Annotated in this window: 16 protein-coding genes; 3 read left to right on the forward strand and 13 right to left on the reverse strand. The window is 65.8% G+C overall.

All coding sequences use genetic code 11. The features are described from left to right. Positions 1-57: 57 nt before the first annotated feature. The 10 genes from lfgK to lfgB form a co-directional block, all read right to left on the reverse strand. Positions 58-1,377, reverse strand: a complete 1,320-nt coding sequence (gene lfgK, locus I6L39_RS04160) for a lateral flagellar hook-associated protein LfgK (protein WP_216991114.1) — start codon at positions 1,375-1,377, stop codon at positions 58-60. Continuing rightward, on the reverse strand, positions 1,377-1,775 hold the full coding sequence (locus tag I6L39_RS04165; protein ID WP_043762724.1) for a rod-binding protein: 399 nt from the start codon (positions 1,773-1,775) through the stop codon (positions 1,377-1,379). The genes lfgK and I6L39_RS04165 overlap by 1 nt, the downstream gene beginning before the upstream one ends. 8 nt (positions 1,776-1,783) lie before the next feature. Beyond that, entirely contained in the window at positions 1,784-2,887 is a 1,104-nt protein-coding gene (gene fgIL, locus I6L39_RS04170) for a flagellar basal body P-ring protein FlgI (RefSeq protein WP_209794213.1), read from the reverse strand. Positions 2,888-2,895: 8 nt separating this feature from the next. Beyond that, positions 2,896-3,567: a flagellar basal body L-ring protein FlgH gene (gene flgH / locus I6L39_RS04175; RefSeq protein WP_209794214.1), complete on the reverse strand. Its 672-nt coding sequence runs from the start codon at positions 3,565-3,567 to the stop codon at positions 2,896-2,898. Beyond that, entirely contained in the window at positions 3,567-4,352 is a 786-nt protein-coding gene (gene lfgG / locus I6L39_RS04180) for a flagellar basal-body rod protein FlgG (protein ID WP_209794215.1), read from the reverse strand. Before lfgG ends, flgH begins: the two co-directional genes overlap by 1 nt. A gap of 87 nt (positions 4,353-4,439) precedes the next feature. Continuing rightward, entirely contained in the window at positions 4,440-5,174 is a 735-nt protein-coding gene (gene lfgF, locus I6L39_RS04185; RefSeq protein WP_216991115.1) for a lateral flagellar basal-body rod protein LfgF, read from the reverse strand. 10 nt (positions 5,175-5,184) lie between these two features. Next, positions 5,185-6,378, reverse strand: coding sequence for a lateral flagellar hook protein FlgEL (flgEL, locus tag I6L39_RS04190; RefSeq protein ID WP_216991116.1), 1,194 nt, complete (start codon positions 6,376-6,378; stop codon positions 5,185-5,187). Positions 6,379-6,396: 18 nt separating this feature from the next. Then, the gene (locus I6L39_RS04195; RefSeq protein ID WP_216991117.1) at positions 6,397-7,080 is read right to left on the reverse strand and encodes a flagellar hook assembly protein FlgD; all 684 of its coding nucleotides are present in this window, start codon (positions 7,078-7,080) and stop codon (positions 6,397-6,399) included. Beyond that, positions 7,081-7,506, reverse strand: a complete 426-nt coding sequence (flgCL, locus tag I6L39_RS04200; protein ID WP_043762711.1) for a lateral flagellar basal body rod protein FlgCL — start codon at positions 7,504-7,506, stop codon at positions 7,081-7,083. Between the two features lie 2 nt (positions 7,507-7,508). Beyond that, positions 7,509-7,898 carry a lateral flagellar basal body rod protein LfgB gene (gene lfgB / locus I6L39_RS04205; RefSeq protein WP_216991118.1) on the reverse strand — a complete coding sequence of 130 codons (390 nt, stop codon included), beginning with the start codon at positions 7,896-7,898 and terminating at the stop codon, positions 7,509-7,511. A gap of 61 nt (positions 7,899-7,959) precedes the next feature. On the opposite strand from lfgB, the gene lfgA reads away from it, so the two are divergent. The 3 genes from lfgA (at position 7,960) to I6L39_RS04220 (ending at position 9,542) form a co-directional block, all read left to right on the forward strand. Next, positions 7,960-8,751: a lateral flagellar basal body P-ring formation protein LfgA gene (lfgA, locus tag I6L39_RS04210; protein WP_216991119.1), complete on the forward strand. Its 792-nt coding sequence runs from the start codon at positions 7,960-7,962 to the stop codon at positions 8,749-8,751. A gap of 78 nt (positions 8,752-8,829) precedes the next feature. Next, positions 8,830-9,102, forward strand: coding sequence for a flagellar biosynthesis anti-sigma factor FlgM (flgM, locus tag I6L39_RS04215; protein WP_104454866.1), 273 nt, complete (start codon positions 8,830-8,832; stop codon positions 9,100-9,102). Then, a complete protein-coding gene (locus tag I6L39_RS04220; RefSeq protein WP_104454867.1) occupies positions 9,099-9,542 on the forward strand; it encodes a flagellar protein FlgN in 444 nt (147 codons plus the stop codon). Before flgM ends, I6L39_RS04220 begins: the two co-directional genes overlap by 4 nt. 4 nt (positions 9,543-9,546) lie before the next feature. Here the strand turns inward: I6L39_RS04220 and lfiJ are convergent, their stop codons facing one another. The 3 genes from lfiJ to lfiH are packed head-to-tail and all read right to left on the reverse strand — an operon-like array spanning position 9,547 to position 11,989. Then, positions 9,547-9,963: a lateral flagellar protein LfiJ gene (gene lfiJ, locus I6L39_RS04225; RefSeq protein ID WP_216991120.1), complete on the reverse strand. Its 417-nt coding sequence runs from the start codon at positions 9,961-9,963 to the stop codon at positions 9,547-9,549. Between the two features lie 9 nt (positions 9,964-9,972). Further along, positions 9,973-11,304 carry a lateral flagellar FliI-like assembly ATPase LfiI gene (lfiI, locus tag I6L39_RS04230; protein ID WP_216991121.1) on the reverse strand — a complete coding sequence of 444 codons (1,332 nt, stop codon included), beginning with the start codon at positions 11,302-11,304 and terminating at the stop codon, positions 9,973-9,975. Next, complete coding sequence (gene lfiH, locus I6L39_RS04235; RefSeq protein WP_209794225.1) at positions 11,297-11,989, reverse strand: FliH/SctL family protein; 693 nt, start codon at positions 11,987-11,989, stop codon at positions 11,297-11,299. Before lfiH ends, lfiI begins: the two co-directional genes overlap by 8 nt. Between the last annotated feature and the right edge of the window lie 7 nt (positions 11,990-11,996).

The raw sequence follows: 11,996 nt of genomic DNA on the forward strand, positions 1-11,996 counted from the left end.
TTCAGGCTGGAGTTGAAGAGTTGGATTTGACTGGTGCTGATTCTCATGCCGTCCTCATCAGAACATGTTCAGGATGGAGTTGAAGAGTTGATCCGAGGTACTGATCACCTTGGCATTGGCCTGGTAGGCCTTGGTGTAGGCCATGATCTTGACCCCTTCCTCGTCGGTGTTGACCCCGCTGACGCTGCTGAGCTTGGTGGCGAGCTGCTTCTCCATGTTGGCGTCCGCCTCCATGGTCGCCTTGGCCTGGCCGCTCTGCACCGCCATCTTGCCGAGCAGGGCGCTGTAGGCGTCGTACTGGCTGTCCTTGATGGTCAGCAGCTCCTGCAGGTTGCGGTTGTCACCGCCGCCGCCACCCGCCTTGGCGAAGGCGAGGTGATCGCCGGTGAAGCCGTCGGCCACCTTGAGGGTGCCGGACGGATTGAGGGGATCGTAACTGAACAGGGGTTTGCCCGGATCGCCGTTCAGATCGATCCCAGCCCCCTGCTTGGCATTGAAGTCGTCCGCCAGCTTCTTCGCGATCTGGTTCAGTTCGTCGCGCAGGGGACGCAGCACTGTGGTGCGATACTCCAGCACCCCGGCCAGGGTGCCTCCCTGCAGTTTGGGGACCTCGAAGGATTGCGGCCCGAAGCTCAGGCTCAGGGTGTCGCCGGCCAGGGAGAGGGTGCTGCTGCTGCCCGCCAGCACCAGGGGCTGGCCCTGGGGCAGACTCAGGGAGAAGGAGCCGTCGCTCTGGCGGTTGACCCTCACCTCCATGAAGGTCGAGAGCTCACGCACTATCTGCTCGCGGCTGTCTTCCAGCGCCGAGGTGTTGACTCCCTTGGAGGCCTGTTCGCCGATCTGGGTGTTGAGTTCGGCCACCTGCTTGAGATAGCTGTTGACCTGGGTGATGGTGCTGCCGAGCTGATCGTCGATCTGCTTCTCCTGGGTCAGCAGGCTCTCGTTCAGCTGGCCGAACCGGTTGGCCAGCGCCCCGGCCGAGCTGACGATCTGGCTGCGCTGGGCCGGCGTCTCCGGGCTGTCGAGGGCGGCACTCAGGGAGGCGAAGAAGCTGTCCAGCCCCTTGGCGATGTTCATGGACTCGCTACCGAGCAGCTGCTCCGTGGTGTTGATGTACTGGTGAAACGCATAGGAGGCGCCGGTCGATGAGCGGCTGCGCCAGTGCTGGGACACCAGGTAGTCATCGGTGATCCTGCGAACCCCGGTCACCTCGACCCCCATGCCGTTGTCCAGCCGGCCGAAGCCCGACAGGCTGCCCATCATGGCCTCCTGGCGGCTGTAACCGACGGTGTTGACGTTGGCGATATTCTGGGCGGTGACGTTGAGCGCGATCTGCGCCGCGTTGAGTCCGCTAAAACCGATATTGAGCAGCGACATCAGTCAACTTTCCTCATTTTTGCCGAATTCAGAGGCTGACTGAAGGCAGCCAGGGTCTGGGGTTCTGAAGCGACCACGGGCTCGGCATTCTTTAATGTGGGGGCCAGTTGATTGACCATCTGCTCCTTGAGTCCCATGCCACCGCGCTTGACCAGGCTCATCGCGAGCTGGCTGTCGTACATGTCGCGGTAGAGGGACTCCCCCTTGATGATCCTCTCCTCGTCATCCTGCAGGGCGTCGGAGGCCGAGCGCATGTGCTTGAGCACCGTCTGCAGGAAGCTCACCTCGAACTGGCCGGCCGCCGCCTCCAGGGCTGCACGCTGATCCGGGTTGCTCTTTATCTGCTGCAACTCGTTGAGATCCTGATAGAAACCAGGCTCGGATGTAATTCTGGTCATAACAATCCTTAGATGACCACCAGCTCGCCTTCGAGGGCGCCCGCCTCGTCGAGGGCTTGCAGAATGGCCATGACATCGTCCGGGGTCGCCCCCAGGGAATTCACCGCCTTGACGATCACCTCCAGGGAGGTGCCATCCGGCCAGACAAACATGTTGTTGCGTTCCCGGTCAACCTGAACCTGGGAGTTGGGCGTCGTGGTGGTCCGGCCGTTGGAGAAGGCATTGGGCTGGCTCACCGTCTGGCTCTCGCCGATCGTCACCGTCAGGCTGCCGTGGCTGACCGCCGCCTTGTGCACCTTGACTCCCTGCCCCATGACGACGGTGCCGGTGCGGCTGTTGAAGACGACACGCGGCCGCTCCTTGCCCATGTCGATCTCGATATCCTGCAGCAGGGCCATGAAGGAGATGCGCTGACTCTCATCGCGCGGGGCCGCGATCTGGATGCGACCGGCGCTGACCGCCTTGGCCACGGGACCGAGCTGGCGGTTGATCTCCCGCTCCACGTTGCGAGCCGTCTTGAAATTCGGTTGATGGAGGTTGAGGGTGACTTCCGGCTTGTCCGAGAAGTTGCTGGCCGCCTCCCGCTCTATGATGGCCCCGTTCGGTATGATGCCGGCGGTCGGCACGTTGATGGTGACGGAGGAGCCGGACTGCCCCTCGGCCTTGACCCCGGCCACCACCAGGTTGCCCTGGGCGACCGCATAGACCTCGCCGTCGATGCCGCGCATGGGAGTCAGCAGCAGGGAGCCGCCCCGCAGGCTCTTGGCATCGCCGATGGAGGTGACGGTCACGTCCACCAGCTGCCCCTTGCCCGCCAGGGCAGGCAGGGTCGCCTGCACCGAAACGGCGGCCACGTTCTTGAGCTTGGGGTCGATGTCATCGGGCAACTGCACGCCGAACTGCTTGAGCATGTTGGTCATGGACTGGCCGGTGAACTTGACCTGGCTGCGATCCCCGGTGCCGGAGAGGCCGACCACCAGACCGTAACCCACCAGCTGGTTGGTGCGCATCCCCTGCACATCGGCGATGTCCAGCAGGGCCCGCTTGGCGGGTGCGGCGGCGGCAATGCCCGGCAGCAGGCAGCAGAGCAAGGCGATACACCATCTGTTCATTGGAGTCCTCACAGGGGGGCGAAGGCGGAGCTGAAGAAACGCGCCAGCCAACCCATCTGGTTGCTGTCGGCGAGGGCGCCTCGTCCCGCATAGGTGATGCGGGCGTCGGCGATGCGCTGGGAGGAGATACGGTTGCTCTGGTCGATGTCCTCGACCCGCACCATGCCCCCCAGACGGATGTACTCATCCCCCTGGTTGAGGCGGATCCACTTCTCCCCCCGGATCCCCAGCACCCCGTTCGGCATCACCTCGGCCACGGTGACAGTAATTGCCCCCGCCAATGTGTTCTGCTGGCTGGAAGTGGCGCCGCCGTCGAAGTCCCGGTCTGCGCTGACCGAGGCGCCCCAGTCGGGCCGCGACACGCCGCCGATGGAGGGGGCCGGCACATTGATGCTGCTGGCCTTGTTCATACTGGTGTTGGCCTTCTTGCTGGACTGGGTGCGCTCCTCCAGCATCACGGTCAGGATGTCGCCCACCCGGTAGGCGCGGCGGTCCTGGAACAGGGTCATCATGTAATCGTTACGATAGAGGCTGCCATCCTCCCCCACCCCAGCCTTCGTCATCTCGGAGCGGGAGGGGGCCCACTTCTCGTCGCCGGGTTCCGGGGCCTGCAACTCATAGGTGGAGCAGCCCCCCAGCAGCAGGCAGAGCACGGCACAACGCCACAGCGCGCTCATCATCACAGGGCCTGGGTCACGAACTTGAGCATCTGATCGGCGGAGGAGACCACCTTGGCGTTCATCTCGTAGGCGCGCTGGGTGGTGATCATGTCCACCATCTCCTCCACCACGTTCACGTTGGAGCTCTCCAGGGTGAACTGCTTGATGGCCCCCATGGCCTCTTCACCCGGCACCCCCTCGATGGCCTCGCCGGAGGCACCGGTCGCCCGGTAGAGGTTGCCCCCCAGGGCTTCCAGGCCGGCCGGGTTGGAGAAGTTGGTCAGGGTGATGCGCCCCAGCTCCACGTTCTCCTGCTGTCCCGGCAGGGTGGCGCTCACGGTGCCGTCAGTGCCGATGGCGATCTTGGTGGCATTGTCCGGGATCTGGATCTGCGGCAGCATAGGCAGGCCGTCGGCATTGACCAGCAGCCCTTCCGCGTTGCGGTGCCACTGGCCGTTGCGGGTGTAGGCGGTCTCGCCATCCGGACGCTCGACGCTGAAGAAGCCCGCGCCCACCACCGCCATGTCCAGATCCTGGTTGGTGTTCTGGAACTGGCCCGGGGTGAACACTTTCTGGGTGCCGACCACCCGCACCCCGTTCCCCATCTGGATGCCGATGGGAGACAGGTTCTGCTGATCCTGCTGGGCCCCCGGCTGGCGCTGGACCTGATAGAACAGATCCTCGAACGCCACCCGATCGCGCTTGAAGCCGACCGTGTTGACGTTGGCCAGGTTGTTGGAAATGCTGGCCATCTTGGCATCCTGTGCCGACAGACCCGTCTTGCTCACCCAAAGCGCTGCATGCATCTTCGTCTCTCCACACTTCATGGGAGGGCGCCTGGCGCCCTCATCAAGCTAGTGCAGGGTCGGCCACACCGACCCTGCGTCATTCTGTCAGCCCTGGCCGGAAATCAGCCTGGCCCCCTGTCTCGCCTGCTCGTCCGCCGTCTTCATCAGCTTCACCTGCAGCTCGAAGTTGCGGGTCAGGGACATGCTGCCGATCAGCTCGTCCACCGCGTTCACGTTGGCCCCCTCGAGGAAGCCGGACGCCAGCACCACCTGCTCGCTGATCTCCGCATCGCCGCCCTGGCGCTGACGGAACAGGCCATCCGCCCCCTTGACCAGCTCGGCCGGATCCGGGTTGACCAGCTTGAGCCGGCCCACGTCCAGCCGGGCGCCGCCCCCCGGCGGGGTGATGCTGAGGGAGCCGTCCTTGCCAAAACTCAGATCCCGATAGGCCGGCAGCACCATCTCGCCGCCATCCCCGAGCACGGGGCGACCGTTGAGGGTCAGCAGTCCCTCACCGTCCACCTCCAGGTTGCCGGCTCGGGTGTAGGCCTCCTTGCCGTCCGCGGTCTGCACGGTGAGAAACCCCTCGCCGCGGATCGCCACGTCCAGCTTGCGGCCGGTCTGCATCAGGGCGCCCGCCCGAAAATCGGTGCCCGCCTGCTCCTCCCTGGCCATGACCCGGCTCTGGTAGCCGTCACCGGCCAGGGCGTAGGCGGAGGCCCGCTCGAAATCGGCCCGAAAGCCTGCGGTATTGACGTTGGCCAGGTTGTTGGCCCGGATCTGCTGGGCCATCAGGGTGTGTTGCGCCCCCGACATGGCGGTATAGATAAGCTTTTCCACGCATCACACCTTAGAAGGAGTTGAAGAGCACCTGGGTCATCTTGTCGGCCGAGCTGATGGTCTTGGCGTTGGCCTGGTAGTTGCGCTGGGAGGTCATCAGGCTGACCAGCTCCCCCGTCAGATCCACGTTGGAGGCCTCGTAGGCCCCCGCCGTCAGGCCGCCCAGGGTGCCGGTCCCCGGCGCCCCCAACACGGGCTGACCCGAGCTGAACGACTGCAGCCAGGTGGTGTTGTTGGCCTGCTGCAGGCCGTTGGGGTTGGTGAAGTTCGCCATCACCACCTGGCCCTGGAGCAGGCTCTGGCCGTTGGTGAAGGTGGCATAGACACCGCCGTCCGCATCCACCCGGACCCCGGTCAGATCCCCGGCGGTATAGCCGTTGGACTGGTTGCGGGTCGCGTTGAAGTCGGAGGCATACTGGCTGACCTTGGCCAGGTCGGCGGTGAGGGCAATGGGCTCGGCACCCGCGGGGGCCAGGTTCAGCACCGGGGCCGTGGTCGGGGACTTCAGGGTGCCGTTGGTGTTGAACGCCATGGTCACCGGGGTGCCGGTCTGGGTGCCGTTGAAGGCGTAGTTGACCTGCCAGGTGTTCTCGCCCGTCTTCACGAAGTACTGGGTCAGGGTGTGCTCGACCCCGAGGGAGTCGTACACCTTGCTGGACTGGGAGTAGCTGAAGCTGTCGGATTTCGCAGGGTCGAACGGGTGTACCGCCTGATCGATGATGCTGGCGTCCGCCTTGAGGTTCGCCACGAACTCCAGGGTGTCGGAGGGCTTGGCGGGCAGGTTGCCGGTCTTGACCTGGATGTCCCCCACCACGCCGGACTGCAGCTCCCCCGCCTCGTTGGTGGTGTAGCCCTGCAGACGGGTGCCGCTGGCGGTGGTCAGGTAGTTGCTGGCGTCCCGCTGGAACATGCCGGCCCGGGTGTAGGAGGTCTGGCCGTTGCCGTCCTTGAGGACGAAGAAGCCGTTGCCGGAGATCGCCAGATCCAGCCCGCGCCCGGTCCGGGTCACGTCGCCGTTGCGATCGAAGTTCTGGGAGACGTTGTTCATCTCCACGCCGCCGGCCTGGCCGCCGCCGTAGATGGCGGCAAACTCGGCACGGCTGGACTTGAAGCCGGCGGTGCTGGCGTTGGCCACGTTGTTGCTGATGACGCTCAATTCCTGGTTGACGGCGCGCAGGCCGCTCAGTCCGATACTAAAAGACACAGTGTCGCTCCTTTCTGATTACGCCGACTTGCCAAACTGGACGGCGCTGAACAGGGGAACATCCCCGACGCCCGCCACTTGCAACATGATTTCGCCCGTGCCGGGCAGGCTGACACGCTCCACCCGGCTGGCCACATAGTTCTTGGTGGTGGTGGCCACCCCGGCGAGGGAGGCCTTCACCTCGAAGCTGTACTCGCCGACCGGCAGGGCCGGCAGCTCGTAATCCAGCGCCCCCGCCTTGCTCTCACCCCAGCTCTTGGTCGCGACCAGGGTGCCGTGCTTGTCATAGACCTTCAGCTCGACCGCATCGGCCGCGCCGGCCAGTTCCACCTGACCGCGGATCGCCCCCTCTTTCTGCTGATCCAGGGTCTGGCTCGGCACCATCACCTCCTTGTCGATGAGGTCGGTGCTCTGCAGCACCTGCTGGGTATCCATCATGTTGATGGACTTCTGCTGCAGCACCTTGAGCCCCTCGACCCCCTCCACCATGCTGAACTGCGCCAGCTGGGTGACGTACTGGGCGCCATCCAGCGGGTTGGTGGGATCCTGGTTCTGGATCTGGGCCACCATCATCTGCAGGAATTCGTTGCGCAACTGGACACCCTGACCATCGGTGGCGCCGTTGGCAGCGATCTCCGGGGTGGCCGAGTACTGGCTGGTGCTGCGGGCGGTATCCAGACCGCTGACTTGTGGCAGGCTCATTTATGCCCCCTGGCCGAGGCGCAGCAGCCCCTGCTGCATGCTGTTGATGCGGTTGATCACCTCCACCGAGGTCTCGAAGCCCCGGGAGGCGCTCATCATGTCCGCCATCTCCTCCACCGCGTTGACGTTGGAGTAGTAGACAAAGCCGTCGCCGTCGGCCAGGGGATTGGTCGGCTCGAGGCGCTTCTCGACCTGGCGGTCGGACTGGACGATGCCGGCGATCTGCACCTGGGCGGCTCCCAGCCCCTCGGCCTCCTGGACCCGCTGGTACAGGGTGGAGAAGACGGGCTTGATGGCGCGAAACGCGGCCTCCTCGCTGCCGGCGGCGCTGTCGACGTTGGCCAGGTTGGAGGCCACGGTGTCGAGGCGGACGGTCTGCGCCCGCATGGCGCTGCCGGCGATGTCATAGATTCGGTTGAACGACATGATTAACGGCCCTCGATCGCCTTGGCGATCCCGGTGATTTTCATATTCAGGAAGGTGAGGCTGGTCTGGAAGTCGGTGGCATTGCTGGCAAACTTGCTCTGCTCCACGCTGAGCTCGGCGGTGTTGCCATCCATGGAGACCTGGTAGGGGATGCGGTAGAGGGGATGCTGCATGTCGTTGTCCATGGCGTCCTGGCGAATGGTGCCGCCAGACTCCCCGGCGGCCACCTGTCCGGCGACACGGCCGAGGATCGCCTTGTAATCCACATCCCGCGCCAGATAGCCTGGGGTATCCACATTGGCCAGATTCCCTGCCAGAATACGGGCCCTGTCCGCCCGCACATCCAGGGCATAGGGATGGACGCCAAGCGCGCTGTCAAATGAGATACTCATGCTTCATCCTTCTTGTGAACCAGTCAGACCGGTGCATCCTTTATCAAGACTCATGCCAATCATGAAAACCCGTGATTTCCGCTGGTCAGGCCATCTCCCATGGCGGGCGGGGCGGACAAAGGGGGAAGCAATGTTTCCCATATGGAAGCGGGCAGGCCTGCTCACCCTGCTGATCCTGGCGCTGCCCCTGCGGGCCGAGCCGGTCTCCCTGGCGCAGCGGCTGAGCGATGGCCTGACGGCGGATGCGACGGCTGCCCTCGACGACTACCTGCACCGGCAGGGCTGGCCGCAGACCCAAGCCGACTATCAGGTCTGGCTCTCCCCCGCCGTGGCCCACCTGCCCGACTGCCGGCAGGCGGTGCGCTATCAGGCCGGGGGGCAGTATCGCCAGCCCTGGGGAAGGCGCCCCTATCTGGTGGAGTGCACCGAGCCGGCCTGGCAGCTTCGGGCTCGGGTGGAGGTGACCCTGATGCTGCCGGTCTGGGTGACGGCGAGGGAGATCCAGAAGGGGCAGACCATAGGGCCGGGGGATCTGGTCGAGAAGTCTCTCGAGGTCAGCCGGCTGCAGCGGGGCTTCGTCCCCAGCAACGACGACCTGGTGGGCAGCAAGAGCACGCGCCATCTCAGGATGGGGCAGCTGATCGGCGAGCTCGACCTGCAGCAGGCCTGGGCCGTTCGCGCGGGGGAAGGGGTGCTGATCCGGGCGGGGCAGCCGGGCTTTTCCGCCACCACCCGTGGCCAGGCGCTGGCGAACGGCGCCATCGGAGAAGGGATCCGGGTCAGAAACCTCGGCTCGGGCAAGGAGATCCAGGCCTGGGTGATCGACAAGGGGGAGGTCGAAACCCGTTTTTAGCCCACAAAAGGCGAGTTTGATTCAAGTTCGGCCGCCTTCGGGTCGCCTGTCAGAGAGAGACCACCAGGAATTCACGTTATGAAAATCACACGCACCGACCCTATCTACGTTCAACCCCAGTCGCAGCGCAAGGCCGATGCCGCGCCCGCAGCCCAGCCACGGGCCAGCCAGGGGGACGCCAGGATCAGCGCCACGGCCCAGACCATCAATCAGGCGAGGGCCGAGCTGGCCTCCACCTCCGACGTGGACATGGAGAAAGTGAACCAGATCCGCCAGGCCATCAGCGAGGGCCGGCTCGAGCTCGACATGGATGCCCTGGGCCAGGCCATCCTGGACATGCACCGCCGATGACCATGACCCCCAGGCTGAGGGTCCAGCAGTTGATCGTCGGCATCCAGCAGGATTGTGGCCGCTACGCCGAGCTGCAGCAGCTGCTGCTCAACCAGTACCGCCTGCTGGCCAGCCACGACGTGGACGGGCTGACGGCGCACAACCAGCAGCAGACCCGGGTGATGAGCGAGATCCAGCAGCAGGTCCAGCTGCGCTGCCAGCACCTGAGGGCCCTGGGCCTCAAGCCCGACGAGCAGGGCATGGCGACCCTCATCGGCAAGCTGCCCGCTCCGCTGCAACAAAGGGTCGGCGAGCAATGGCAGACGCTCGAGCTGTTGCTGCGGCAGTGCCAGCGCCAGAACGAACAGAATGGCCGCCTGCTGGCGGGGCAGATCGAGACCATCCATACCCTGCTGGGCCAGGAATCCGCCTATGGCAGGCAGGAACACTTCCCCGACTGAACCCTCACTTCCCCTGCAGGGCGCGATGGCGCAGCGCGGCGAGCTCGTCCAGCTGACGCTGCTCCCCTGACTCCTGGCGCTGGCGTGCCGCCAGGGCCCGTTTGTCCAGCAGCAACTCCAGCCCCTTGACCCGGCCAAACTGCCTGATCAGCTGCCCCTCGTGGTGCGCCAGATCCTGGCTGGCCAGGGCACACTGCTGCTGCTGGTGCGCCAGCAGGTGGCGAAGCTGCCCCTGCATCTGCTGCTTGTTCTGCCACAGCAGGGGGTGGAAGCTGGCGGCGCCCGGGTGCATCGTCTCGATGACCTCCTGCAATTTCAGGGCCCTGCGCTCCTCCCGCTGCGCCACTTCCCGCAGGCGCTGGCGCTCCTTGCCCATGGCGTCCAGCGCATCTTGTTGCAGGCCGAGGTAGGATTTCAGCATGCCGCGTCCTTAGGCCCTGCCAAGCACTTGTTTCAACCCGGCCATCACCTGGGTGATGGGGGTCTCCTCGTGCAGGCCCTGCTGCAGGAAGCTGGCGATGGCGGGATAGCGCTGAACCGCCTCATCCATCTGGGGATCGGCCCCCGGCTGGTAGCCCCCCAGCGGCAGCAGCTCGCGCACCTGCTGATAGCGGCCCCACAGCTGGCGCAGGTTCACCGCCAGGGCCTGCCATTCTGGCGGCACCACCTGGGGCATCACCCGGCTCACCGAGGCGCCGATGTCGATGGCCGGGTAGTGTCCCTCCTCCGCCAGGCGGCGCGTCAGCACTATGTGACCGTCGAGGATGGCCCTGGCGGAATCCACCACTGGGTCCTGCTGATCATCCCCTTCCGCCAGCACTGTGTAGAAGGCGCTCAGGCTGCCGTCCGGATGGGTGCCGTTGCCCGCCCGCTCCACCAGCTGGGTCAGCATGCTGAACACCGAGGGCGGATAGCCCCGGGTCGCGGGAGGCTCGCCGATCGCCAGGGCTATCTCCCGCTGGGCCTGGGCGTAACGGGTCAGGGAGTCCATCAGCAGCAGCACGTCCTGCCCCTGCTCACGGAAATATTCGGCGAGGCGGTGGCACAGCTGGGCGGCCCGCAGCCGCATCAGGGGGGACTGGTCTGCCGGGGCCGCGATGACCACGGCGCGGGCCAGCCCCTCGCTCCCCAGGCTGTGCTCGATGAACTCCCGCACCTCCCGACCCCGCTCGCCGATGAGCCCCACCACCACGATGCGGGCGCTGGTGTTGCGGGTCATCATGCCGAGCAGCATGCTCTTGCCCACCCCGGAACCCGCAAACAGCCCCAGGCGCTGGCCCTTGCCCACGGTCAGCAGGCCGTTGATGGCACGGATGCCCACGTCGAGCGGTTCGCGCACCGGGGTGCGCAGCAGGGGGTTGGGAGGGGAGGAAAACAGCGGCACCCGCACCCCTTCCTCTTTCAGGGGGCGGCCATCCAGGGGCTGCAGCAGGCCGTCGAGCACCCGGCCAAGCAGGTGCTCGCCGACCCGGATGGTCTCCTCCCCGTCGACGGGCAGGACCCGGGCACCGGCATAGAGGCCGCTCATGGGCTGGAGCGGCATCAGGTAGGAGATATCCCGGTTGAAGCCGACCACCTCGGCCAGCAGGGCGGTCCCGGTGGCCGTCTCCACCTCGCAGCGCTGCCCCATGATGAGCTGGCACCCCACCACTTCCAGGGTCAGCCCGGTGACGCGCACCAGCCTGCCGTAACGGCGAAACCCCGGGACCTCCTCCAGGCTGTCGAGGGCCGAGGTCAGCGCCTGCTGCAGCGCCTCATGCATCCTGCGGCAGCTCCAGGGTCTGGTTGAGCTGCTCGATACAGCGGCCGAGCCGCTCCCCCGTGTTGATCTCGATCACAGCTGCGCGGGTCTCGATCCGCGCGTCGCCGACCGCCAGCGCCGGGTCCACCTGCAGCGGCCACTTCTCGCAGCGGGTCACCCCCTGCTCGATCAGCCGCTGTCTGTCCCCCTCGTTGAGGTAGATCACCAGCTCCTCCGGCTCGCTCGGCAGGCTGGCCATGGCCTGCTCCACCTGATGGAGCACCTGCTGGGGATTGAGGGTGAATTCGGCCTGGATCACCCGCCTGGCCACCTGGGCGACCAGCTGGGCCACCAGGGCCTTCTGCTCCAGCATCCGGGCCCGGGTCAGGGACTCCCACTGCTGCTGCAACCTGGCGAAGGGGATCATGGCCTGATCGAAGGCGGCGCGCCCCTCGGTCAGCCCCTGGGCCAGGCCGCGCACCTGTCCCTGCTGCAGCCCCTTGGCTTCCCCCTCGATGAGGCCGCTGGCCAGCCCCTGCTGGTAGCCGGACTGGTACCCTTCGGCCTGCCCCTGCTCCAGCCCCTGCTGATAGCCGTATTCGAACTCTTCCTGCTGGCTCCTGGCCTCTTCCCCGCTCTGTCCCAGCGCCGGGAAACGGTAGAGACGGGTGGCCCCGGCCGCCAGTTTGCGAACATGCTGACTCATGCCTGTC

It is taken from the genome of Aeromonas sp. FDAARGOS 1409 (assembly GCF_019048705.1).
Classification (GTDB): Bacteria; Pseudomonadota; Gammaproteobacteria; order Enterobacterales; family Aeromonadaceae; genus Aeromonas; species Aeromonas sanarellii.